Origin of the sequence: Pseudomaricurvus alkylphenolicus, assembly GCF_011683955.1 — a bacterium.
Classification (GTDB): Bacteria; Pseudomonadota; Gammaproteobacteria; order Pseudomonadales; family Cellvibrionaceae; genus Pseudomaricurvus; species Pseudomaricurvus alkylphenolicus.
Genome location: NZ_JAAQPI010000002.1, coordinates 246,393 through 269,663, shown reverse-complemented (window position 1 = coordinate 269,663; position 23,271 = coordinate 246,393). Strand labels below are relative to the sequence as shown.

Genomic DNA, 23,271 nt, shown 5'->3' with positions numbered 1-23,271 from the left:
GGAAGTTTTGTTCGTTAATGTTTCCGTTTTGTGTGAGGCCGGTTACAGGCCGGTAATGTTCAGAGCCTCATCGCTGAGACTGGCCTGTGCCGGTTTTTTCCACAGTTCACCACGCAAATCTTCATCCAGCTTGAAGCTGCCGGCGATGGAAATCAATTCGGCCTCCAGGCTCTGACAAAAAATTCGAGCCTTGCTGTCGCCCCTTACGCCCGCCAGTGCTCTTCCACGAAGTGCACCATAGACGTGAATGTTGCCATCAGCCAAAATCTCCGCGCCCGCCGATACCGACGACATCACGATCAAATCACCTCCGGCGGCATACACCTGCTGCCCAGAGCGCACGGGAGTGGTGATGATCTTGCTCTGCATGGGAGCTGGAGGAGGTGTTTCGATTGCAGTGCTGCCAACGCCGTCGTTGCTCTGATCCACACATTCGTTTGCTTCTCTGTCAGCAGCATCCACTTCTAATTGGGACGCTTCGCTTTCGTCCAGAGGCAACAGCTGTTGTTGTTCAGGAACCGGTGGTTCATCGGTTGGCGCTGAAGGCTCTTGTTGCAGAGCTGAGGGCTCTTGTTGTAGAGCTGAGGGCTCTTGTTGCATAGCTGAGGGCTCCTCACCCCCGGAATTGGTTGCAACGCGGGAGCCGCGCTGGCGGCTTTCCGCCATCTGCGCCAGATTCAACTCGCGTGCGAGGGCCTGCAGAGATTCACTGCCGCCCCGAAGTGCGACAGGAATTAAACCGTATTGCCGACACAGGGACAGGCACGAGTCCAAATCAAAGGATTCTGTTTGCAGTTGCTCGGCGCTGATGACGACTGGGGCCTGTTGAAAGAAGGCGGGTGCTTCAGACACCTTGTTCTGCAGGTCAGCCTCAAAGTCAGCGGCATCGAAATGCTTCAACTCCAGCAGGGTCATAGGGAACAGCCCGCCTTTTAGGCGAAAGCTGGAGGAGGGGGCGACGCTGGCCGCGCTGGCTTGTGTTGAATCCATTAAGAGTGAATATCCACTTACTTCGCACATCAATTATGACGGCGTTTATAGCCCTTTAGAGAGCATTAGGCAAGCAGGGAAAAGCGACAGCTCAAGTGCTGTGCAATTTGTATAAAAACAAGTCTGCGGTAAGCGTGTTGTAGGCAGGTTACGTTGCTTCAGAGGCGTTATTTGAATTGGCGGCAGAGCAAAAGCATTAGGTTTCTGCTCCGCAGCCGATTCAATTTCATCGAGTCAGGTTATAACCAGCTCAGACTAAACGAAATGTAGGCACGACGGCCAAATTCGTTGTGCCTTTGGTATTCGTTGTAGGTATCGTTAAAGATATTTTGGCCAACCAGTGCTACCTTGGCCTGGTAGGCATTGAATTGCCACTCGCGGCTCAGGCTCATGTCCACACGCGAATGTGCCCAAACGCTGGTGCCATTGCGCCAGTCAATCAGTTCCACATACTGAGCGAATCCACTGACGGTCCACTCTGGGGTGAGCTTGTGACTGAATAGCGCACTGAACGTATGCTCTGGCGCTCCATCTCTAAGTTGACTGATGGAGCTGAAACTGCGTACCTTTCTGGTGCGCTGGCCGCCGGCGTTGAGGTAGGCGTAGCTGAGGTTTAGCAAAGTGTCGGCACTGGGCTTCCAGCTCATTTCGGCTTCCAGTCCCTCGACCGTCCAGAGTGCGGTATTGCCAACTACGCGGACCTTGTCATCGAGGACCACGCCACTTTCACCGTCAACGCTAAAGGGCAGGCAGTAGCGTTGGCCCAGCTCTATGACCCAATCAGGCTCTGCTTCGAGATTGCCGCAAATACCCGTGTAGGTGTCAATAAGATCGATAGCGCCTCGAATTTCCTCACGGAACACACGGGCATCGAGGCTCAGAGTTTGATCGAACCAATAGCCCAGGTAACCGATTTCGTAGGTATCCACTTCTTCGGGCTTGATGTTCGGATGGGAACGCTCGATCAGCTGTGCCAGGTCGCCATTGGAAAAACGAATGGCGCGCAGGCGATCGGTCTCCATCAGCGCCGGTTGTCGATATGCCTTCGTGGCCCCGACGCGTAAGTGGTGGTTGCTGTTGAAGTGATAATTCAGTGCAAGCCGGGGGGAGGCTTCTGTATCCAAACTGTCCTTGTCTTCCAGCATCAAGCCCAGGTTAAGGGCCAGCTTGGAGCTAAGCTTCCACTCGACATTCCCAAAGGCATAGTAAACGGGCGTATCCACATATCCATCGCCCGCGAGCCAGTCGCTCTTGGCGCGGTCGACGCGGGCCCCCAGACCCCAGACGGTTTTCCAGTGATTGTTGATGATCCAATGATGCTCCAGTTCGGCCATCCAGACCGACATGTCCCGGGCACCTTCTTCCAATTCCACCAATTCATCCACATGGCCAGGAAACAATTCGCCGACTTCCAGCGGATCAATTCCAGCTTGCTCCGACAAGAGTACCTGGCGACTGATGTCATACTCGTGTTTGGCGTATGACAAATGCGCTTTCCAAAGCTGGTTGTCGACTCGGTAGTCGCCGTTGATGTTGAGCCAGCTGGAATCCCGTTCGTCATCCGTGATCCTGTGCAGGTGGTCAGTGTCACCGATGCCAAAGGAGCCGCGACTGGTGCCCACTTCAAAACTGTAGGAAGTGGCCATGGTCGGAGTGTAAACACCGGACAACACCACATGGCCTACGTGGGATTGGTCGTTAATACCATCAAAGCCTTCGGTCTCTTTGTATGCGGCTCGCAGCGACAGGAACATTTCGTCGGTGGCGAATTGTTGGTTGCTGTTGATCACCCGCTCGGACTGGCTTCCTACCGATACCGAGATATTGCCGCCGGATGCTTCCACCGGGCTTTTGGTCTTGATATTGATCGCGCCCAGAATGGCGTTGGAGCCGTAGGCTGAGACATTGGAGCCTCGAGCCACCTCAATATGGCTAATATCGCTTGGTAGCACGCCCAGAGACTCCCAGGATACGGAGTTCAATTGTGGCATATACACGGAACGACCGTTTACGCGAACTTCCAGTCGGCGCGGGTCTCTATCCGTAAATCCATGGGCAGTAACACCGAAAGTCATGCCATTGGAATAAAAAGATTGGAACCCGGGTACCAATTTGAACACTTCGGCGATGTGCTGCGCGCCCAACGCGTCGATCATTTCGCGGGAAATAATGGTTACCGAAGAGGGGGCTTCAGTAATCGGTTGTTCCATACGTGTAGAAGACGCAACGCTGGGAATTCGGCTCAAAAGGTCTTCTTCGGTCAGCCCCTGTCCTTGTACAGACAGTGAGCACATGGCGGCGGTTACAACCGCCAGGGGTGTAAGTGATGATGGCGTTCCTGCCTTCGAAGTGGTCCGTCCTGATTGCTTGTGACTGCGTGGCAACTGAATGGGACTCATAGTTTTGTATTGCTTGGCTATCATGTGGCGCCCATATTAGCTTAATCGGGAGTTTGAACCCAGTGCCAAATTCCGACAAAACCTCGGGCATATCAGACACTCTAGTTGGTGTCTGATAAGAGTGCCAACTGATCCAGTAGCCTTTGTGCTACAAAACAGTGTGTCCCGTTTGTATCAAATGAGGAAACTTTGCTTCCTGTTCTTATCGGCTGCCCGCCATTTCCATTGCCACATCTTCGATCAGGTCTTCCTGGCCACCAATTGCCTTGCGTTTGGCCATTTCCAACAGAATATCCTGCGAGGGTACACCGTATTTTTCGCCAGCCCGTTTCGCAAACAGCAAGAAGGAGGAATAAACACCGGCATAGCCCAGTGTCAGAGAATCACGATCAACGCGCACCAGTTCGTCCATCAGGGGAACGACTTTTTCCTCGGCTACCGCCATCAGTTTAAATATATCGACGCCGGTATCGGCCTCGAGGCGATCCAGTACGGCAGCGAAGACTTCCAGTGGTGTATTGCCGGCTCCCGCACCCAGGCCGGCGGCGGAACCATCAATACGATTGGCTCCAGCTTCCACCGCAGCCATGGAGTTGGCCACACCCAGCCCCAGGTTGTGATGCCCATGGAAACCCAATTCGGTTTCAGGCTTTAACCGGCTGCGCAGCAGTTGAATGCGCTCGGTCACCTGATGGGGCAACATGTAGCCGGCGGAATCTGTACAGTAGATACAGTTGGCACCGTATGACTCCATTAGCAGCGCCTGCTGCAACAATTGCTCTGCCGAAATCATGTGGGCCATCATCAAGAAGCCGACGGTATCCAGCCCCATGTCGCTGGCCATACCAATGTGCTGTTCGGAGACGTCCGCTTCGGTACAGTGAGTGGCGACACGGATGGTATTGACACCAAGGTCGGCAGCCATTTTTAAATGATCCACGGTACCTATGCCAGGTAACAGCAAAGCCGACACCTTGGCTCGTTTCATTCTTGGGATCACCGTGCTCAGGTATTCCTTATCAGTGTGAGCGGGAAATCCATAGTTAACCGAAGTGCCGCCAAGGCCATCCCCGTGGGTGACCTCGATCAGGGGCACGCCGGCATCATCGAGACCGGTGGCGATGTCGACCATTTCATCCAGAGAAATCTGGTGCCGTTTGGGGTGCATGCCGTCGCGCAGACACATGTCATGCAAGGTGATTTTCTTGCCTTGATAATTCATGTTGTTTCTCCCGGGCTCAGGCGATATCGCCGTTGTGAATCGACTCGGCATACATTTCGGCAGTACGCAGTGCGGCGGCGGTCATAATGTCCAGATTGCCGGAGTATTTCGGCAGAAAATCCCCGAGACCTTCGACTTCCATAAAAATGGTGACTCGATTCCCATCAAAAACCGGCCCGTTCTTAAGGGTATACCCAGGTACGTATTTCTGGACTTGCTTGACCATTTCCAGCACGGATTCTGTGATCCGCTCCTGATTGGGTTCGTCTTTGGTCAGGCAGTGGATGGTGTCACGCATGATCAAAGGTGGCTCAGCAGGGTTAACAATAATGATCGCTTTGCCTTTGTCGGCACCGCCGATCTGCTCGATTGCACCAGCGGTGGTGCGGGTGAATTCATCGATGTTCTTGCGCGTGCCGGGACCGACGGACTTTGAGGAAACGGTCGCGACGATTTCGCCGTATTCCACGGCCTGCACGCGACTAACGGCGTTTACCATCGGAATTGTTGCCTGGCCACCACAGGTCACCATATTGACGTTGGGGGTGCGGCCTTCTTTCAATAAGTCCTGAAGATTTACCGGGGGGATGCAATAGGGGCCGATGGCGGCGGGCGTCAAGTCAATCATGATTGCGCCCTGCTCATTAACTTTGCGGGAATTTTCCGCGTGAACATAGGCAGAGGTGGCATCGAAGACGAAATCAATCTCATCTTCCTTCATGTGAGGCACCATGCCATCCACTCCATTGGTGGACACCTTCATACCGAAGTCACGAGCGCGTTTGATACCCTCGGATTCTTCAATCCCCACCATCCATACGGGTTCAATCCAGTCGGAGCGCATGGCTTTCATCAGCAGGTCAGTGCCGATGTTGCCGGGGCCGATAATGGCGGCCTTGAATTTCTTAGACATTACCTTTGTCCTGTCTTGAGTTCAGTTGTTCAGGGGCTTCTAAAAATTGCCCTTCAATCACAGTCGATCAATCATCGTTGATTAAGCAAAATCAATGCTGGCGCTACCCAGCCCCACCAGCTCCATATGCATGCGGTCTCCCGCAACCACGGGTTCGAGAGGAACCAGCGATCCGGAAAGAATCACCTCTCCGGCATTAAATGGAATGCCAAATTCGCCCAGGGTGTTGGCCAGCCAGGCGACAGCAGTCAACGGGTTACCTTGAACGGCCGAACCTTTTCCGCTGCTGATGTGATTGCCGTTTTTAAAGACTTTGACTTCAAGTTCCGGCAGATTGAGTTGGCGGGGGTTCAGACGTTCTTCTCCGATCACATAGACACCGCAGGAGGCGTTATCGGCAACGGTATCCTGAATGCGGATCTTCCAATCCCGAATACGGGAATCGACAATTTCGAAACAGGGCATAATGCACTCTGTCGCTTCCAGTACATCGGCTTCAGTAACGCCCGGTCCCTGCAAATCCTGCTTTAGTAAAAAGGCGATCTCCGCTTCTGCGCGGGGCGCAATCAGATTGCCGGCAATGGTGACGCTGTCGCGATTGGTCACTTCCATGGCATCAGTCAAAAAGCCAAAGTCAGGTTGAAAAACACCGAGCATTTCCTGTACCGCTGCGGATGTCACGCCAATTTTTTTGCCAACCACCTTCTCTCCGTCCAGTTCCAGGCGAAGTGCCAGCATCTGTTCGGAAATACGGTAAGCATCTTCAATTTCGATGCTCTCAAAGCGATCGCTGAATGGCGTCAGGGTTTCGCCGCCACGCAGGGCGTCGTATAGCTCCCGACCCAGTTGCCGGTGCTGCTGTTCTGTCAGGCTCATGAATTTTCTCTGAGGAAGTTTGTGCACTCGCGATTAAACAGTTCGGCGTATTCAATCATCACCCAGTGACCACACTGGCTCAGTGTGATCATTTTGGCGTTATCGCAACTGCGGACAATTTTCTCCGCGCCACTGATAGGACAGAAGCGATCTTGAGCCCCCCAAAAGCCGAGCACGGGTACTTTGATTTCGTTTAAGCGCGAAGAAATATTGGGAATACGCATGCGCCCGAAGACGCTCGCATTCTGTGTTTTGAGAATTCGGTAACGCTCTTCAATCAATTCGTCGGTAATGTGTTTTGGATCAAACACGATCAGTTTCAGCACTTCCTTCAGGTATTCAGGCGTAAACTCGGGAGATCCGAGCGGAATCTTGGTCATTGCCTGAATACCTTCCATAGTCTGGAAGTAAACCTCCACATCTTCAAGGCCGCCGCAACCCATCAGAATCAATTTTTCCACTCGCTGTGGGTGCGCGAGTGCGACGCCGAGGCTGACCGCGCCGCCCAGAGAGTTGCCCACCAATGAGACGCTGTTGAGATCCAACTGATCGAGAAAACCTACGACCGACTCCACAAAAAAGTCCAGTGTGTAGTCGGTATCGGGTTTGTCGCTGTCGCCGAAGCCCGGCAGATCAGGGATAATGACCTCAAACCCCTGGTCGACAAAATGCTGGGCGTTGTAGCGGAAGTTCATCCAACCGCTGGCGCCGGGACCACTGCCTTGCAGAAAGACGACAGGCTCGCCTTTGCCCATACGCGTAAAGTCGATCTGTAGTCCATCGGCGAGTTCGATTTTTTGGCTTACAGGTTTTGTTGGAACGCTCATAGTTGGCACTCTGCTGTGTTTTGCTGGTTGGCTTTAAAGGAAGGTGTCGGTGCTTTCCAGACCCAGCTGAACACCGCCATAGTTCTGTCCAAACTTATATGGGTTGTTGGCCACATGTGCCCGCCCGGCGAGTATATCCAATACGAAGCGTTGCAGTGGGCTGTCGGTAAAAATGGCACGACCGCCACACATTTTCTGCAGCTCAAGCACTTCGTTCAGACAGGCTTCCGGAACGGCCGCGGATTCGTAACGATACTGAATGCGGGTTTGCATCTCAGTGTCTTTGCCTTCAACGGCATCACTCATCAGCTGGTCCATATTGCTGTACAGCTTCATCTTCAACTGATCCACCAGAGCCTGTGCACGGGCGACGGCCATCTGAGCATAGGGATCCTCTGCTGTTTTGGATCCATCGTTGGTGCCAACGCGCTTGGACGCAACTTTCAGGTAAGCGTTGATTGCTCCCTGAGTGGCGCCAATGGTGGAGCCGGAAACCGCACGAGGGAAAAGCTGACCAAACGGAATCTTGTACAGTGGAATGTTGTGCGAATCGATGCCTGGATTGGTACCGTTAAACCCATCCAGCGAACTGTGGGTCCGATGATCGGGAACAAAAGCGTCTTCTACAACGATGTCGTTACTGCCGGTACCCTGCAGACCAAAGGTATGCCAGGTATCCAATACTTCAAAGTCAGAGCGAGGCACCAGGAAGGTTCGATAGTCAGGATTGGGGTTGTCCGCTGTTGGAGGCACCACGCCACCCAGGAATACCCAATCACAGTGATCACAGCCACTGGAAAAGGCCCAGCGGCCACTGAACTTAAAGCCGCCTTCTACCGGGGTTACTTTGCCCACAGGCATATACGAAGAGGCAATCAAGACACTGGTGTTATCCTTCCAGACGTCTTCCTGCGCCTTCAGGTCAAACAGCGCAATTTGCCAGTTGTGGACAGCGATAACCCCGTAAATCCAGGCGGTGGACATGCAGCCTTCGGCCAGTGTCATTTGAATGTCGAAAAATACCTGCGGGTCCATTTCATAGCCGCCCCAACGCTTGGGTTGCAAGACACGAAAGAAGCCGGCCTCGTGCATTTTGGCCACGGTTTCTTCGGGGACTTTGCGTTCGGCCTGAGCGCGTGGCGCCTGTTCGGCCAGATAGGGGACCATATCGCGAGCACGTTGTACCAGTACTTCACGGTTGATTTCCTGAGGGATACTTGTTTCCTGCACGGTCATGGTGATCTCACTCTTGGTTGTCTGAAAATTCAAGCGGTTTCCAATTTGGCCAGTTCTGCGTATCGACCGGCATGGAATACCAACGGTGCTTTGTCTTGTTGATCGAACGCCTGCACGCGCCCGACCAGGATGATGTGATCGCCGCCTTCGTAGCGGTGTTCAATATCGCATTCAAAGCGGGCACAGTAGTCGTCCAATACGGGAACACCACCATGGCCGAGACTGTGTCCGACTCCTGCAAATCGATCTACGCCTTTGCTGGCAAACTGGCTTGATAGCGCCTGCTGAGATTCGCTGAGGATGTGTATGGCGAAGTGTTCGGCGGAGTTAAAGGCATCGAATGCGTTAGCGCTTTTAGCGACACTCCAAAGCACCAGCATGGGGTCCAGGGAAACGGAGTTAAAACTGTTGGCAGTCATACCCACTTTGTTGCCATCGCGATCCAGGGTGGTCACTACCGTGACACCGGTTGGAAATGCCCCAAGGGCGTTGCGAAACTGTTTCGGGTCGATTACGGGCATGTCCATGGTGTCTCCCACTGTATAAGCCATGCAGGCACTTTCTGAGTGAGGGATATAGTGTCAAAGCCGCCTGCCGCTGACATACTGCAAATGCATTAGTCGTCAAGGGGCTTTTGCAACCGTCTTTTCGCTCCTCATCCTTAGTCCCGATGGACGATTCGCTGTTCTGACCTGCTCGCCATAATAGGCTTCAATCTGACCCAAGCCTGCGCCGGCGCCAGAGCAGCCGTGGCCTGGGTCCAATTTACCGGTTAACAGAGGTATGGCATGAGTAAACTGCAGACGGCCGCCCAGGCTATCGCCCGAATCGAAGATGGCATGACCATCGGTATCGGGGGTTGGGGTCCCCGCCGCAAGCCGATGGCGCTGGTGCGTGAGTTGTTGCGCTCGGATGTTAAAGATCTGACCGTGGTTGCCTACGGTGGTGCGGATGTGGGGATGTTGTGTGCGTCCGGTAAGGTCAAGAAGGTGGTTTTCGCGTTTGTTTCGCTGGACTTTATTCCTTTGGAACCCTATTTCCGCCAGGCCCGTCAAAGCGGCGTCATCGAGACGATGGAGATTGATGAGGGGATGATGCTGTTGGGGTTGCGCGCCGCCGCCTGGCGAATTCCCTATATCCCCACCAGCCTCGGGCTGGGTACGGATGTGGTTAAGGTCAATCCGGGCCTTAAGGTGATCGATAGCCCTTACGATGACAAGGAGTGGGTGGCGATGCCGGCACTGAAGCTGGATGTGGCTTTGATCCATGCCGATCGTGCCGATGAGCGCGGGGTTTGCCAGATCAAAGGCCCGGATTTGTATATGGATGATTGGTTTGCCCGTGCCGCGGAAACCACGATTGTCAGCTGCGATGAATTGGTGGCTACCGAAACCTTTGCCCAGGGCGATGAAGCCCGTTCTGTGCATTGGGAGCGCAGCCAGACTCAGTCGGTGGTGCATGTTCCCGGTGGTGCTCACCCCACTTCTTGTACGCCGCTCTACGGATTTGATGTAGCGCACTTCAAGGCTTACAACGCCTCCGCCAAAGACGGCGGTTTCGAAGGTTATTTTAACCAGTTTATTGCCGGTAAGACGGAAGAGGAATATCAGCAGGCCGTGGGTGGTCTGGACGCTATTCGTCAGCTGTCGCTGCCGGTTTATTGATTCTGCCAACCAAGTTTGAAGGACTGAGAGTTATGACAACGCCTGCAACCGATTACAGCCTGGCAGAATTGATGATTGTCGCCGGAGCCGAAGCGTTCCGAAACGACGGTGAAGTGTTGGCCACGGGTATCGGACTGATTCCCCGCCTGGCCGCCAGCCTGGCCATGAAGACTTTTAATGCCGAGTTGATGATGACGGACTCGGAGGCCTGGATGTTGAGTGAGCCCAACCCCGTTAGTGGCCGCTCCAGCCACGAAGGCCAGAAGCAGGAAACCTGGATGGGTTTCTCGCGCATTTTTGACAATGTGTGGAGTGGCAAGCGCCACGCGATGGTAGGGCCGACCCAGATTGACCGCTACGGTCAGGCCAATATCTCCGCTCTGGGTGGTACTTATGAGCAACCAAAAGTGCAGATGCTTGGTGTTCGCGGTTTTCCTGGCAACTCCATCAACCACGCCAACTCGTTTTTTGTTCCCGCCCACAATATCCGTGTGTTTGTGGATGGCGAGTGCGACATGGTCGGTTCCATTGGCTACAACCCGGAGCGTTTGCCGAAGGGTTATTCGCTGGAGGATATCGATATTCGCCTGGTGGTCACCGATTTGTGCGTGATGGACTGGAACGGTCCCAACCACATGTTGCAACTGCGCAGTCTGCATCCGGGTATCGATGTGGAGCAGGTACTCGCCAATACCGGTTTTGAAATTCATGTACCGAATGAGGTACCTGTGACCCCGGCGCCAACCGCGCAGCAGTTGGAAATTATTCGTCAGCTGGATCCGGAAAACTGGCGAGCGAAACAACTGAAAGATAATCCTCCTGGCGATCGACGCTGATCGCCATTAACAACATACACTTAACAAACACATTTTTAGCGGTGACGACATGAGTGAAGAAACTAACGCGGCAGCTGAAATGGAAAAAGATATTGTTCTCTACTCGGCAGAGAATGGTATCGCGACGATTACCATGAATCGTCCCAAGTACAATAACGCGCAGAACGGTCGCATGACCTATGAGTTGGACGACGCTTTTAAGCGTGCAGTCGCCGACGACGAAGTCAAGGTCATTGTACTCAAGGGAGAAGGCAAGCATTTTTCTGCCGGTCACGATATCGGTACACCCGGGCGCGATATTCACCTAAGCCAGGAACGTACCTCAATGTGGTACGACCACGCCAACAAAGAAGGCGGTGAATTTCTCTACGTGCGCGAGGCGGAGGCGTATCTGGGCATGTGCCGACGCTGGCGGGATATTCCCAAGCCTACCATCGCAGCCGTGCAGGGCGCCTGTATCGCCGGCGGTCTGATGTTGGCGTGGGTGTGCGACCTGATTGTCGCCACTGACGATGCCTTCTTTTCCGATCCCGTGGTGCGCATGGGCATTCCGGGTGTCGAGTACTTTGCTCACCCGTTCGAATTAAATCCTCGCATTGCCAAAGAGTTCCTCTTTACCGGCGACCGCATGTCCGCCGACCGAGCTTATCAAATGGGCATGGTAAATCAGGTGTCCAGTCGTGAAACCCTGGCTGCTGATGTGCAAAAGCTGGCTGAGAAAGTTGCCGCCATGCCTCGCATGGGATTGGCGTTGACCAAGCAGGCAATCAATCATGTTGAAGATCTGCAGGGCAAACGTACCGGTATGGAAGCGGCCTTTGCCTGGCACCACTTTGCTCACACTCACAACGACATTATGTCCGGGGATAAGTTGGGTGGCTACGATGCCAAGGCCATGGCGCGGGAAAACAAGGCGCAGGCCTCCGAAGAAGCGTAACGCTTTTTTCCAACGACCGGATTGTTCCGGTCGCTCTCGTTAACGATTTTCTAATAGAAAGCCGCACCATTGCGGTTGAGATTGAGTGCGCATTGATGTCCGTTTTACAAACACCTTTAACTCAACTATTGGGCTGTGAATACCCGGTTATTCAAACGGCAATGGGCTGGGTGGCTGATCCCAATTTGGTCGCCGCCACCTGTAATGCAGGTGGCTTTGGTTTTCTTGCCGGTGCTGTGATGACTCCGCAGGAAGTCGAGCAGGGTATTATCGCCATTAAGGAAAAGACCAATAAGCCCTTTGGTGTGAACTTTCATATGTATACACCGGGTGCCAACGATATTATCGATACCTGTATCTTTCACGGTGTCAAAGCGGTGAGCTATAGCCGATCGCCATCAAAAGCCATGATTCAGAAGCTCAAAGATGCCGGCATTGTTTGTATCCCCACCGTGGGGGCGCTCAAACATGCCGTCAAGGCCGTCGAAATGGGAGCCGATGCTGTTGTGGTCCAAGGCGGAGAGGGCGGTGGTCACACGGGTTCTGTGTCCAGCAGCATTTTGTTGCCTCAGGTTGTCGATGCCTTGGAGGTACCCGTGGTTGCGGCGGGAGGCTTCAAGGACGGACGCGGTTTGGTGGCGGCCTTGTCCTATGGGGCCGCCGGTATCGCCATGGGCACCCGTTTTCTGATGACCCAGGAAAGCCCCGTGCCGACACAGACCAAACAGCACTATGTCAAGGCTCCGACTGAGCAAATCATTGTCAGCAAAAAACTCGACGGCATGCCCCAGCGAATGATCAATAACCCCTGCCTGCGAGAACTGCAACAGACCTCGGCATTGGGAATGTTGTTGTTGGCTGTCAAAAACGGTTTGGCGTTTACCAAAATCACCGGCGGTTCTCTGGTGGATATGCTGCGTTCCGGATGGCAAATGAAGCAGTCCAATGGCCTCAGCTTCGGGCAAACGCTAATGGCAGCCAACGCACCCATGATGATTCAGGAAGCAATGGTGAAGGGGCACCCTGACAAAGGGATACTGCCAAGCGGACAGGTGGCCGGTGCGATTACCGACCTGCCGACCGGTGCTGAATTGATGCAGTCTATCATCGACGAAGCACAAGCGACTTTAAACAACTTATCCACATTGATGTAAATGCCAGGAGTTTTTCATGGTTTACGAAACAGATATTCAAAATGGCATTGCCGAAGTGGTGTTTAACAATCCACCGGTCAATGCGTTTGACAGTAAGGGTTGGTTCTCTATCGCTGAACATCTTACAACTCTGGGTAAAGACGACAGTGTCAAAGTGATCGTCATCCGTGCAGAGGGAAAAGGCTTCTGCGCCGGCGTGGACATCAAAGAGCTGGCAGCAGACAGTACCAGAATCGTTGCCGTTAACAAGGGCAACTATGACACCTTTGCCGCTATTCACTTAAATCCCAAACCCGTCATTGTTGCCCTGCACGGGTTTGTGCTGGGCGGCGGCATCGGCATTTCCGGTGCGGCGGATATTATCGTCGCCTCCGAATGCGCCCGCTTCGGTGTACCGGAAGTAGACCGCGGTGCTATGGGTGGCGGCGCGCACCTGCAGCGTATGTTCCCGGTACAGAAAGTCCGCTACATGTATTACACCGGCGAATTTATCGATGCTCAGGAAGCTTATCGTCTGGGCGCGGTGGAACGAGTGGTGGCCAAAGATGAACTGCGATCCACAGCATTGGCAATGGCTGCAAAGATTGCCGAAAAAAGCTCGCCAATGATTCAGCTGGCCAAAGAGGCACTGACCGGTATTGAGGATGGCAACCTCGAAGACAAATACCGCTGGGAGCAGGGCTTTACCCTGCAGGCCTACACCGAAGGCGACTCTCAGGAAGCCCGTGATGCGTTTGTCGAAAAACGCGATGCCAACTTCTCCGAACAATAGAGGTGCAGACCCATGGATCTGAACTATACACCTGAACAGCTGGCGTTTCGCCAAGAGGTTCGCCAGTGGTTGGCTGAGCATGTACCTGCGGAACCACTGAAATCGTTTGACACCGCCGAAGGCTTCGAGCAACACCGCCAGTGGGAGAAAACCCTGGCGGAGGGCAACTGGGGTATGGTGACCTGGCCCAAGGAATACGGTGGCCGCGGTTGCAACCTGATCGAATGGTTGATTTTTGAAGAAGAATATTATCGCGCAAAGGCGCCGCTGCGGGTCAATCAGAACGGGATTTTCTTGTTGGGGCCTACCCTGATGGAGTATGGCACTGACGAGCAAAAGCAGCGTTTTATCACCAAGATGGCCAGCGGTGAGGAAATGTGGGCCCAGGGTTGGTCCGAGCCCGGTGCGGGCAGTGATATGGCCGCAATTCGCTCCAAGGCCATTCGCGATGGTGATGAGTACGTGATCAATGGCCAAAAAGTCTGGTCAACCCGAGCGGTGTTTGCCGATTGGGTATTCTGTATTTTCCGTACCGATCCCGAATCCGAAAGACATCACGGCTTGTCCTTTATTTTTGTGCCACTGGATGCACCGGGGGTGACGGTAAGGCCGATTCCGCAACTGGACGGTCTGCCAGGCTTTGCTGAAATCTTTTTCGATGATGTTCGTGTTCCGGTGCAAAACCGCCTTGGCGATGAAGGACAAGGCTGGCACATCGCCATGGCCACGGCGGGTTTCGAGCGCGGTTTGATGCTTCGCAGCCCGGCCCGTTTCCAACAGACGGCAAAGCGACTGGTGGAACTCTATCGCGATCACCAGAACGATATTCTGGATCTGTCCATCGAAGACGCGGTGGTGAAATCATTCCTGGATGCCGAGGCCTACGCGCTGAGCACTTACCAAACCGCCTCCCGCTTGATCAAGGGAGGCAAGATTGGCGCAGAGGCGTCGTTAAACAAAATTTTCTGGTCCGAGCTGGATCAGAAGATGCACGAAACCGCTATGGGTATTCTCGGTGCGAGAGCCGAACTCTTGCCGCATTCCGCTGCCGCCGGTGATGTAGGTAACTGGCTGGATGGTTTCCTGTTCGCTCAGTCCGGTCCCATCTATGCGGGTACCAACGAGATTCAACGCAATATTATCGCCGAGCGTTTGCTGGGCATGCCGCGGAAGTAGGAGATCGCCATGGACTTTACCTTTACCGAAGATCAACTGTTATTCCGTGACAGCGTTAAGGACTTTTTGCAGGGCGAGGTGACGGCAGAGACCGTACGCAACCTGTGGGACACCGAGAGCGGCCGCAGCGACGCCTTGTGGCAGCAGATGGTTGAGCTGGGGCTCACAGCCATGTTGGTGCCTGAAGCCTATGGTGGCCTCGGCATGAACGAATTGGACTTTGTCCTGCTGGCGGTTGAGTCCGGTCGCGTGGCGTTGCCTGAGCCATTGGTGGAAACCGCTATGGTGGCGACACCATTGTTGGCGAGTCTGGCGCAGAAGGACCCACGCTGCGCGAGTCTGCTGGAAAAAATCGCTACCGGTGAGGCCCGGGTGGCGGTACAACACTCGGTGAACGCGCTGGTCGCAGACGCCCATATTGCGGATTGGCTGCTGCTGCCACAGGGAGATCAGATCCATCTGCTGGCGCGAGATCAGGTTAGCCTGATTGCCCAGGACAGTGTTGATCCCTCCCGCAAGCTGTTCGATGTAGAGTGGCAGGGCAGCGACGAAACCTGTCTGGCACGCGGCGCAGAAGGCGTGGCGCTGCTGGCGGCAACGCTGAACCGCGGTGCCCTGGGAGCCGCGGCACAGCTGGTGGGACTGGCAGAGGCAATGGTTCAAATATCCGTGCAATACACCACGGACCGCCAGCAGTTTGGCAAGGCCATCGGTACCAATCAGGCCCTCAAACACCACATGGCTGATTGCGCGGTGAAATCCGAATTCGCCAAAGCGCCTCTCTACCGGGCCGCTTACACCTTGGCCACGCGACCCGAGCATGCCGATTTTGCTGTCTCCCACGCCAAGGTGGTGGCCGGTGAAGCCGCTCTGTTGGCAGCCAAAAACAGTATTCAGTCCCATGGGGCCATGGGCTACACCTGGGAATGTGACCTGCACATCTGGATGAAACGGGCCTGGGCATTGGATAAGTTCTGGGGGCATGCCGGATTCCATAAGAACCGATTGCACCACTGGCTGCTGAAGCCAACCGCCAAGATCGGCGCGGACAAGACATTTGGAGAGCAGGGGTAACACTGCCTGAGCACCCGGTAGCGGTACGGTTATTTTCGCCACCGGGCGCAGCCTTTTGGCTCAGTCACCCTAGTTCAATCGGCCGATGCCGCTGAGCCTCAATTTCTCCATAGTAAATACTATCGAATTCTCTTAGCAGGAGCTCAATCATGGCGGAAGCCTATATTGTTGATGCCATTCGTACCCCCACCGGCCGCCGTAAAGGCGGACTTGCCGGTATCCATGCCGCCGACCTGGGAGGGCATGTCCTCAAGGCACTGGTAGAGCGCAATGGCGTTCCCGATGCGGATTATGACGACGTGATCTTCGGCTGTGTCGACACCATCGGTCCCCTGGCCGGCGATATCGCCCGCACCTGTTGGCTGGCGGCGGGTCTGGATCAGGCGGTGCCCGGCACCACGGTAGACCGCCAGTGTGGCTCTTCCCAGCAGGCAGTGCACTTTGCCGCCCAGGCCATCATGTCGGGTACTCAGGATGTCGTAGTGGCCGGTGGTGTTCAGACCATGACCCAGATCCCGATTTCTTCGGCCATGATCGCCGCCGAACCCATGGGATTCACCAATCCGTTCACCGGTTCTGAGGGTTGGGTCAAACGCTATGGTGACGTACCGCCGACGCAATTTAACTCGGCGCAAATGATTGCCGACAAGTGGGGGCTCGAACGCCAAGAGTTGGAAGTCTACTCCCTGGAGTCACACAACCGCGCCCTCAAGGCCATTGAAGAAGGCCGCTTTGATCGTGAGATTGTGCCGATCGCCGGTGTTTCCATGGATGAAACTCCGCGCCAGTCCAGCCTGGAAAAAATGGCAGAACTGGAAGGTATTTTCGGTTGTGACAAGGTGACCGCAGGGGTGGCTTCGCAAACCTGCGACGCGGCTTCTGCCCTGTTGCTGGTGTCCGAGGCGGCGCTAAAACGCTACCAGCTGACACCGCGTGCGCGCATACATCATATGAGTGTACGCGCAGATGATCCTATCTGGATGCTGACCGCGCCCATCCCCGCTACTGAGCACGCGTTAAAGAAATCCGGTATGAGCCTGGCGGATATCGATTTGGTGGAAATTAACGAGGCCTTTGCCTCGGTCGCCATGGCCTGGCTTAAAGAAACCGGTTATGACCACGCCAAAACCAACGTTAACGGTGGTGCTATTGCCTTGGGTCACCCACTGGGGGCAACCGGCACAAAACTGATGACGACTCTGTTGCACGAGCTTGAAAGAAGCAACGGTCGCTTTGGTTTGCAAACCATGTGCGAAGGTGGTGGTCAGGCCAACGTCACCATTATCGAAAGACTGTAAAAAGGCAGAACATATTATGGGAATTCTGAATAACCGAGTTGTCATCATCACCGGGGCCGGCGGTGGTCTGGGTGCTGCTCATGCGAAAGTTTTTGCTGCCGAAGGTGCTTGCGTTGTTGTCAATGACATCAACGAAGCGGCCGCCAGCGCTGTCGTTGACGAAATCACACAGGCCGGTGGCAAAGCGGTGGTAAATACCTCTGACATCACCAACTACGACGACAGTGCCAATGCCGTCAAGCAGGCTATTGACGCCTTCGGTGATCTGCACGCTGTGTTGAACAACGCAGGCATCAATCGCGATCGCATGTTTGCGTCTATGAGCGAAGCCGATTGGGATGCGATTATGAGTGTGCATCTGAAGGGCCACTTCTGCATCACCTCTCACGCCGTGCATTACTGGCGCGGTTTGTCGAAAGAAGGGCGCGAGGTGGATGCACGAATCATCAATACCACTTCGGGTGCAGGTTTGCAGGGTTCGGTCGGACAGTCTAACTACGCAGCTGCCAAAGCCGGTATTGCTGCCTTGACCTTGAACCAGGCGGTGGAGCTGGCGCGTTACGGTGTTACCGCAAATGCCATCGCTCCCGCTGCTCGTACCGGAATGACCACGGCCGTGGAAGAAATGGCCACCCGCATGGCCAAACCCGAAGACGGCAGTTTTGATTACTGGGCACCGGAAAATGTGTCTTCCCTGTTGGCCTGGTTGGCAGCAGAAGATTCCAAAGCCATCACCGGTCGAATTTTTGAAGCCGAAGGTGGCAGGATTTCCATCGCCGACGGTTGGCGCACCACCGAAGGGGTGGATAAGGGCGCCCGCTGGGAGCCCGCTGAAGTTGGCTCTGCTATTGACCAACTGCTGGCCAAAGAAGTCCCCGCCCAAAAAGTCTACGGTAGCTGACGATGGACTTCGCGTTTACCGATGAGCAGTTGATGATACGCGACACCGCGCAAGCATTTCTGGCCGAAGTATCGGACAGCGCCGCGGTGCGGGCGGCCATGGTCAGTGAACATGGCTTCGATGCGGAGCTGTGGCAACGGATCTGTGCCGACATGTACTGGCAGGCGATTCATATTCCCGAACAATACGGGGGTATGGGATTGGGCTACGTGGAATTGGTCGCCATGGTGGAGCAGATGGGGCGGTTTCTGTTGTGCTCGCCTTTCTTTTCCACCGTGTGTCTGGCAACCAATGCGTTGCTGGTTGCCGGGACTGAAGAACAGAAAACCCGTTACCTGCCCCGTATCTGCGAAGGCATGACGGCAACCCTGGCCCACACGGGTGCAGCCGCCGGTCAGTTTGGTGGGCAGTGGCACGCGGAGGCGGTAGAAGCCACCGTTACCCGTGATGGCGATGACTATATGCTCAGCGGTGAATTGCGCTACGTGGTCGATGGTGGCAGTGCAGAGTTGCTGATTGTTGCTGCGAGGGAACCCGGCAGCTGCGGCACAGATGGTATCAGTTTGTTTGTCGTTCCGGCAGATACTCTCGGAATCAATCGTCAAATTTTGCCGACCATGGACCAAACGCGCAAGCTGGCCAATATTTCTCTGGATCGGGTTCGAGTGCCGCCCACCGCTTTGATGGGTGAGCCGGGACAAGCCTGGCCGCAACTGCAGACCATCATTAACCTGGCCACAGTCGCGTTGGCGGCGGAGCAAATGGGCGGTGCCCAACAGGTGATGGATATCACGGTTGAATATACCAAGGAACGCACCCAGTTTAATCGCCCCATCGCCAGTTTTCAGGCGATCAAACACAAGGCTGCCGACATGATGACCCAGGTCGAAGTGGCTCGCTCCGGTGTCTACTACGCGGCTTGTGTCGCTCAGGAAGCTCTGACTGGCGGTGAACTGGCCGGCGAATTGAACGAGGCCGCCAGCGTCGCCAAGTCCTACTGCTCCGATGTGTATTTCAGCAATGCCGGAGAAGCCATCCAGATGCATGGTGGTGTCGGCTTTACCTGGGAATACGACGTACATCTGTACTTCAAGCGCGCCAAGGCCAGTGAGCATCTGCTGGGTAACGGTGACTATCATCGTGAACGTCTGGCAGCGATGCTGCTCGACGGCGAAGTGGCGTAACGGCAGAGGTAAATGACATGAAACTCAGTTTTAGTGCCGAAGACGAACAGTTTCGCCAGGAAGTTGCCACCTGGTTGCAGCAAAACCTGACCGGGGAATTCGCCAAGCTCAGGTTTCGCGGCGGCCCCGGCGACGAGCACATGTATCCCGAGGAGCGCAAACGCTGGGAGCAAAAGCTGGCTGAAGGTGGCTGGACCTGTATCGGCTGGCCAACCGAATACGGTGGTCGCGGCTGCAGTATTGAGCAGCAGGTGATCTTTAACGAGGAGTATGCACGCGCAGGTGCTCCGGGCCATGTCGGTCATATTGGTGAGGGCCTGGCCGGTCCCACCATTATTGCCTTTGGTTCCGAGGAGCAAAAACAGAAGTACCTGCCCGGCATTGTTGCCGGTACCGAGCTCTGGTGCCAGGGTTACTCCGAACCCGGCGCCGGTTCCGATTTGGCCAACGTGAAAACCCGTGCCCGCTTCGACGAAGAAAAGGGCAAATGGATTATCAATGGCCAGAAAGTGTGGACTTCTTTAGCCCATGAGTCTGACTATATTTTTGTGATTGCTCGTACCGATCCTGATTCGGTGGCACACAAAGGTCTGGGTTTTTTCCTGATGAAAATGGATCAGCCCGGCATTGACGTTCGTGGTATCGAGCAAATCACAGGCACCTGTGAATTCAACGAAGTGTTCTTTGACGATGCCGAGTGCGACGCCGGTGACATCGTTGGGGCACCGGGTGACGGCTGGAAGGTCGCCATGGGGTTGCTGGGCTTTGAGCGTGGTGTGTCGACGCTGGGCCAGCAGATGCAGTTCCAAAATGAGCTCAATCAGGTGATTGAAATCGCCAGGCGTAATGGGGCCGCCAAGAACCCCGCTATTCGCCAACGTCTGGCAAAGGCGCACACGGAACTGAAGATCATGCGCTACAACTCCATGCGCATGTTATCCGGCCAGGGGGGCAGCGATGGCAGCCTGCAGAAAGAAGCGCTGATCTATAAGCTGTTCTGGGCGACCTGGCACCGCACCATGGGCGAGTTGGCGATGGATGTGCTCGGACCGGAAAGTCAGGTTCTTGAGGGTGGCCCCTACGAACTCAGTCGTCTGCAAGCCATGTATCTGTTTGTCAGATCCGACACGATTTACGGCGGCACCAACGAAATACAAAAGAACATTATTGCCGAGCGGGGTTTGGGTATGCCCAAGGAACCTCGCGTAGCAGCAAAATAACGCGGAGTTCCCTATGGATATTCACAATCCCACATACGTGTCCGGTCACGGTTTACTCAAACACCGCTCCGTCCTGATCACTGCGGCAGCAGGTGCGGGCATTGGTTTTGCGGCAGCGAAAAAGTGCGTGGAAGAAGGCTGTCGCGCTATTGTGATCAGCGATATTCACGATGGTCGTCTGCAGGAATCGGTAAAAAAACTGCAGGAAGAAACCGGTCTGGAGCAGGTCTATGGCAAAGTCTGCAATGTGGCGGATGAAGAGCAGGTTCAGGCCTTGATCGCATTTGCCGAAGACAAGCTCGCCGGCACCGATGTACTCATCAACAACGCCGGTTTGGGTACAACCAAAGCTCTGATCGAAATGGAAGATCCGGAGTGGATGAAGGTCATCGACGTAACCCTGAATGGCACCATGCGCATGACCCGTCACATGATGAAAGTGATGAAGACTCGTTATGAATCCGGCAAGGGGGGCGGAGTGATCGTCAACAATGCTTCTGTGCTGGGCTGGCGGGCGCAAAAAGAGCAGTCCCACTACGCTGCGGCAAAAGCCGGTGTCATGGCGCTAACGCGCTGCGCTGCGCTGGAAGCAGCGGAGTTTGGTGTACGTATCAACGCGGTTTCGCCGTCTCTGGCGGTTCATCCCATGTTGAAGAAGTCCGCTCCGCCTGAGCTGTTGGCGGAGCTGGAAGGCAAAGAAGCCTATGGTCGGGGCGCCGAAGTCTGGGAAGTGGCCAATATTATGGTATTCCTCGCTTCCGATTATTCCAGCTACCTCACCGGTGAAATCATTTCCTGTTCCAGTCAGCGCAGCTGAAGTAACGACGGAGAAGTTCTATGACAACGGTTTTTAAAACACCCTCTGAATTAAGCAATGCCGTGGGTAATCGCCTGGGTGAAAGCGACTGGCTTGAGATTGATCAGGAGCGTATCAATTTGTTTGCCGAGGCCACAGGGGATCACCAGTGGATTCATGTGGACCCTGAACGCGCTAAAGACGGCCCTTTCAAGGCGACCATTGCCCACGGCTATTTGACGCTGTCTTTGGTAAATCTGTTCTTGCCACAGATTGTTGATGTGCAGGGAATTTCCATGGGCGTGAACTACGGTTGCGAAAAAATCCGTTTCCCATCGCCGGTTACCGTCAATTCCCGTGTGCGGGGTGTCGGTGAGTTAATCAAGGTGGAAGAGGTCAAGGGGGGCGTGCAGGCCACCATACGGGTAACGGTTGAGATTGAGGGCAATGATCGCCCCGCTTGTGTAGTAGATACCATCTCTCGTTATTACTGATTTTCAGACAGATTTCTTAAGGTAATTATTATGCGCGAAGCCGTAATTGTAGCAACCGCCCGTACAGCACTGGGCAAGTCTTTTCGTGGTGCATTCAATGATACCGAAGCGCCGGCCATGGGTGGACATGCCGTTCGTGCGGCGGTAGCGCGGGCGGGTATCGATCCCAATCTGGTGGATGACTGTGTTATGGGCGCGGCGGCACAGCAGGGCACCCAGGCTTATAATCTGGGCCGCTTGTGTGCGCTGGCGGGTGGATTGCCGGAGTCGACTTCCGGGATGGCGATGGAGCGTCAGTGTTCCTCCGGTCTGATGACCATAGCCACGGCTGCCAAGAGCATCATGTGTAATGAGTATGATGTGGCGGTGGCCGGTGGTGTTGAGTCGATTTCTTTGACTCAGAATAAGCACAAAAATACGTATCGAAATGTGTCCAAAGCCGTGTTGGAGGTGGATCCCACGGCTTATATTCCGATGATTGAAACGGCGGAGATTGTGGCTGAGCGCTACGGTATTTCCCGTGATGCACAGGATGAGTACGCGCTGCAGAGCCAGATGCGTACGGCGGCGGCGCAAGAGGCGGGTCTGTTTGAGAATGAGATTGTGCCGATGTCGACGACCAAGGCCTTGTTCAATCGCGAGACTAAGGAGACCACTTACGAGGAGGTGACCATAGCTCGGGATGAGTGTAATCGTCCGTCAACAACGCTGCAGAGTCTGCAGGGACTTGAGCCGGTCTGGAAGGACGGTAAGTGGGTTCCAGAGGGTAAATTCATTACGGCGGGTAATGCCTCGCAGTTGTCCGATGGTGCGTCCGCTTGCGTGTTAATGGATTCTAAATTGGCGGAGCAACAGGGGCTAAAGCCACTGGGGGCTTATCGTGGTTTGGCGGTTGCCGGCTGTAAGGCCGATGAGATGGGTATTGGGCCGGTGTTCGCCATTCCGAAGTTGCTGGATCGTCATGGGTTGTCGGTTGGGGATATCGGTCTTTGGGAGTTGAATGAGGCGTTTGCGTCTCAGGTGATTTATTGTCGCGACAAGCTCGATATTGATAATGAGCTGATGAATGTTAACGGTGGTGCAATTTCCATTGGTCATCCCTTTGGTATGAGCGGTGCCCGCATGGTGGGCCATGCGTTGCTGGAAGGGCAGCGCCGTGGTGTTAAGTATGTGGTGGTGACTATGTGTATCGGCGGTGGTATGGGTGCTGCCGGATTATTTGAAGTTTATTGATTCCTCAATTTTTTGCTACAAGCGGCAATCAGGCTTTTTGGAACTGTCGGTTGGTCCTACGGACCGCCC

At 54.6% G+C, this 23,271-nt stretch carries 22 protein-coding genes; 14 read left to right on the top strand and 8 right to left on the bottom strand.

The window, feature by feature from the left end:
- Positions 1-42: 42 nt before the first annotated feature.
- From minC to HBA55_RS06500, 8 genes are all read right to left on the bottom strand, one after another.
- On the bottom strand, positions 43-990 hold the full coding sequence (gene minC / locus HBA55_RS06535; RefSeq protein WP_166988625.1) for a septum site-determining protein MinC: 948 nt from the start codon (positions 988-990) through the stop codon (positions 43-45).
- A 239-nt stretch (positions 991-1,229) separates the two neighbouring features.
- Entirely contained in the window at positions 1,230-3,389 is a 2,160-nt protein-coding gene (locus HBA55_RS06530) for a TonB-dependent receptor plug domain-containing protein (RefSeq protein ID WP_166988624.1), read from the bottom strand.
- Between the two features lie 202 nt (positions 3,390-3,591).
- Positions 3,592-4,611: a 4-hydroxy-2-oxovalerate aldolase gene (gene dmpG / locus HBA55_RS06525; RefSeq protein ID WP_166988622.1), complete on the bottom strand. Its 1,020-nt coding sequence runs from the start codon at positions 4,609-4,611 to the stop codon at positions 3,592-3,594.
- A 16-nt stretch (positions 4,612-4,627) separates the two neighbouring features.
- Entirely contained in the window at positions 4,628-5,524 is an 897-nt protein-coding gene (locus HBA55_RS06520; RefSeq protein ID WP_166988620.1) for an acetaldehyde dehydrogenase (acetylating), read from the bottom strand.
- Between the two features lie 81 nt (positions 5,525-5,605).
- Complete coding sequence (locus tag HBA55_RS06515) at positions 5,606-6,400, bottom strand: fumarylacetoacetate hydrolase family protein (RefSeq protein ID WP_206019580.1); 795 nt, start codon at positions 6,398-6,400, stop codon at positions 5,606-5,608.
- Entirely contained in the window at positions 6,397-7,227 is an 831-nt protein-coding gene (locus HBA55_RS06510; protein WP_166988618.1) for an alpha/beta fold hydrolase, read from the bottom strand. Before HBA55_RS06510 ends, HBA55_RS06515 begins: the two co-directional genes overlap by 4 nt.
- A 33-nt stretch (positions 7,228-7,260) precedes the next feature.
- Positions 7,261-8,496 carry a flavin-dependent monooxygenase gene (locus HBA55_RS06505; protein ID WP_206019578.1) on the bottom strand — a complete coding sequence of 412 codons (1,236 nt, stop codon included), beginning with the start codon at positions 8,494-8,496 and terminating at the stop codon, positions 7,261-7,263.
- Entirely contained in the window at positions 8,493-8,990 is a 498-nt protein-coding gene (locus HBA55_RS06500; protein WP_166988616.1) for a flavin reductase family protein, read from the bottom strand. Before HBA55_RS06500 ends, HBA55_RS06505 begins: the two co-directional genes overlap by 4 nt.
- Positions 8,991-9,251: 261 nt before the next feature.
- On the opposite strand from HBA55_RS06500, the gene HBA55_RS06495 reads away from it, so the two are divergent.
- From HBA55_RS06495 to HBA55_RS06430, 14 genes are all read left to right on the top strand, one after another.
- The gene (locus HBA55_RS06495) at positions 9,252-10,127 is read left to right on the top strand and encodes a CoA transferase subunit A (RefSeq protein ID WP_166988614.1); all 876 of its coding nucleotides are present in this window, start codon (positions 9,252-9,254) and stop codon (positions 10,125-10,127) included.
- A 32-nt stretch (positions 10,128-10,159) separates the two neighbouring features.
- On the top strand, positions 10,160-10,963 hold the full coding sequence (locus HBA55_RS06490; RefSeq protein ID WP_166988612.1) for a CoA-transferase subunit beta: 804 nt from the start codon (positions 10,160-10,162) through the stop codon (positions 10,961-10,963).
- 49 nt (positions 10,964-11,012) lie between these two features.
- Positions 11,013-11,900 (top strand): enoyl-CoA hydratase, encoded by an 888-nt coding sequence (locus HBA55_RS06485; protein ID WP_166988610.1) that lies wholly within the window; start codon positions 11,013-11,015, stop codon positions 11,898-11,900.
- Between the two features lie 20 nt (positions 11,901-11,920).
- Positions 11,921-13,054 (top strand): NAD(P)H-dependent flavin oxidoreductase, encoded by a 1,134-nt coding sequence (locus tag HBA55_RS06480; protein ID WP_420821493.1) that lies wholly within the window; start codon positions 11,921-11,923, stop codon positions 13,052-13,054.
- Positions 13,055-13,070: 16 nt separating this feature from the next.
- Positions 13,071-13,826: an enoyl-CoA hydratase family protein gene (locus HBA55_RS06475; protein WP_166988607.1), complete on the top strand. Its 756-nt coding sequence runs from the start codon at positions 13,071-13,073 to the stop codon at positions 13,824-13,826.
- Between the two features lie 12 nt (positions 13,827-13,838).
- Entirely contained in the window at positions 13,839-15,002 is a 1,164-nt protein-coding gene (locus tag HBA55_RS06470; RefSeq protein ID WP_166988605.1) for an acyl-CoA dehydrogenase, read from the top strand.
- Positions 15,003-15,011: 9 nt separating this feature from the next.
- Positions 15,012-16,076, top strand: coding sequence for an acyl-CoA dehydrogenase family protein (locus HBA55_RS06465; RefSeq protein ID WP_166988603.1), 1,065 nt, complete (start codon positions 15,012-15,014; stop codon positions 16,074-16,076).
- A gap of 149 nt (positions 16,077-16,225) precedes the next feature.
- Positions 16,226-17,374: an acetyl-CoA C-acetyltransferase gene (locus HBA55_RS06460; protein WP_166988601.1), complete on the top strand. Its 1,149-nt coding sequence runs from the start codon at positions 16,226-16,228 to the stop codon at positions 17,372-17,374.
- Positions 17,375-17,390: 16 nt separating this feature from the next.
- Positions 17,391-18,275: an SDR family oxidoreductase gene (locus HBA55_RS06455; protein ID WP_166988599.1), complete on the top strand. Its 885-nt coding sequence runs from the start codon at positions 17,391-17,393 to the stop codon at positions 18,273-18,275.
- Between the two features lie 2 nt (positions 18,276-18,277).
- Positions 18,278-19,459, top strand: coding sequence for an acyl-CoA dehydrogenase family protein (locus HBA55_RS06450; RefSeq protein WP_166988597.1), 1,182 nt, complete (start codon positions 18,278-18,280; stop codon positions 19,457-19,459).
- Positions 19,460-19,476: 17 nt separating this feature from the next.
- Positions 19,477-20,679, top strand: a complete 1,203-nt coding sequence (locus tag HBA55_RS06445) for an acyl-CoA dehydrogenase family protein (RefSeq protein WP_166988595.1) — start codon at positions 19,477-19,479, stop codon at positions 20,677-20,679.
- A gap of 13 nt (positions 20,680-20,692) precedes the next feature.
- Positions 20,693-21,496 carry an SDR family oxidoreductase gene (locus HBA55_RS06440; protein ID WP_206019576.1) on the top strand — a complete coding sequence of 268 codons (804 nt, stop codon included), beginning with the start codon at positions 20,693-20,695 and terminating at the stop codon, positions 21,494-21,496.
- A 20-nt stretch (positions 21,497-21,516) separates the two neighbouring features.
- Positions 21,517-21,969 carry a MaoC family dehydratase gene (locus HBA55_RS06435; protein ID WP_166988593.1) on the top strand — a complete coding sequence of 151 codons (453 nt, stop codon included), beginning with the start codon at positions 21,517-21,519 and terminating at the stop codon, positions 21,967-21,969.
- Positions 21,970-21,999: 30 nt separating this feature from the next.
- Positions 22,000-23,202 carry an acetyl-CoA C-acyltransferase gene (locus tag HBA55_RS06430; protein WP_166988591.1) on the top strand — a complete coding sequence of 401 codons (1,203 nt, stop codon included), beginning with the start codon at positions 22,000-22,002 and terminating at the stop codon, positions 23,200-23,202.
- Positions 23,203-23,271: the final 69 nt, after the last annotated feature.

What these genes read in the sequence shown, in the direction of transcription:
- HBA55_RS06450 (WP_166988597.1), top strand. Translation starts at nt 18,278, where the DNA reads ATGGACTTCGCGTTTACCGATGAGCAGTTGATGATACGCGACACCGCG.
- HBA55_RS06530 (WP_166988624.1), bottom strand. Translation starts at nt 3,389, where the DNA reads ATGAGTCCCATTCAGTTGCCACGCAGTCACAAGCAATCAGGACGGACC.
- HBA55_RS06445 (WP_166988595.1), top strand. Translation starts at nt 19,477, where the DNA reads ATGAAACTCAGTTTTAGTGCCGAAGACGAACAGTTTCGCCAGGAAGTT.
- HBA55_RS06520 (WP_166988620.1), bottom strand. Translation starts at nt 5,524, where the DNA reads ATGTCTAAGAAATTCAAGGCCGCCATTATCGGCCCCGGCAACATCGGC.
- HBA55_RS06475 (WP_166988607.1), top strand. Translation starts at nt 13,071, where the DNA reads ATGGTTTACGAAACAGATATTCAAAATGGCATTGCCGAAGTGGTGTTT.
- HBA55_RS06515 (WP_206019580.1), bottom strand. Translation starts at nt 6,400, where the DNA reads ATGAGCCTGACAGAACAGCAGCACCGGCAACTGGGTCGGGAGCTATAC.
- HBA55_RS06490 (WP_166988612.1), top strand. Translation starts at nt 10,160, where the DNA reads ATGACAACGCCTGCAACCGATTACAGCCTGGCAGAATTGATGATTGTC.
- dmpG (WP_166988622.1), bottom strand. Translation starts at nt 4,611, where the DNA reads ATGAATTATCAAGGCAAGAAAATCACCTTGCATGACATGTGTCTGCGC.
- HBA55_RS06460 (WP_166988601.1), top strand. Translation starts at nt 16,226, where the DNA reads ATGGCGGAAGCCTATATTGTTGATGCCATTCGTACCCCCACCGGCCGC.
- HBA55_RS06455 (WP_166988599.1), top strand. Translation starts at nt 17,391, where the DNA reads ATGGGAATTCTGAATAACCGAGTTGTCATCATCACCGGGGCCGGCGGT.
- HBA55_RS06485 (WP_166988610.1), top strand. Translation starts at nt 11,013, where the DNA reads ATGAGTGAAGAAACTAACGCGGCAGCTGAAATGGAAAAAGATATTGTT.
- HBA55_RS06500 (WP_166988616.1), bottom strand. Translation starts at nt 8,990, where the DNA reads ATGGACATGCCCGTAATCGACCCGAAACAGTTTCGCAACGCCCTTGGG.
- HBA55_RS06440 (WP_206019576.1), top strand. Translation starts at nt 20,693, where the DNA reads ATGGATATTCACAATCCCACATACGTGTCCGGTCACGGTTTACTCAAA.
- HBA55_RS06495 (WP_166988614.1), top strand. Translation starts at nt 9,252, where the DNA reads ATGAGTAAACTGCAGACGGCCGCCCAGGCTATCGCCCGAATCGAAGAT.
- minC (WP_166988625.1), bottom strand. Translation starts at nt 990, where the DNA reads ATGGATTCAACACAAGCCAGCGCGGCCAGCGTCGCCCCCTCCTCCAGC.
- HBA55_RS06470 (WP_166988605.1), top strand. Translation starts at nt 13,839, where the DNA reads ATGGATCTGAACTATACACCTGAACAGCTGGCGTTTCGCCAAGAGGTT.
- HBA55_RS06510 (WP_166988618.1), bottom strand. Translation starts at nt 7,227, where the DNA reads ATGAGCGTTCCAACAAAACCTGTAAGCCAAAAAATCGAACTCGCCGAT.
- HBA55_RS06465 (WP_166988603.1), top strand. Translation starts at nt 15,012, where the DNA reads ATGGACTTTACCTTTACCGAAGATCAACTGTTATTCCGTGACAGCGTT.
- HBA55_RS06430 (WP_166988591.1), top strand. Translation starts at nt 22,000, where the DNA reads ATGCGCGAAGCCGTAATTGTAGCAACCGCCCGTACAGCACTGGGCAAG.
- HBA55_RS06435 (WP_166988593.1), top strand. Translation starts at nt 21,517, where the DNA reads ATGACAACGGTTTTTAAAACACCCTCTGAATTAAGCAATGCCGTGGGT.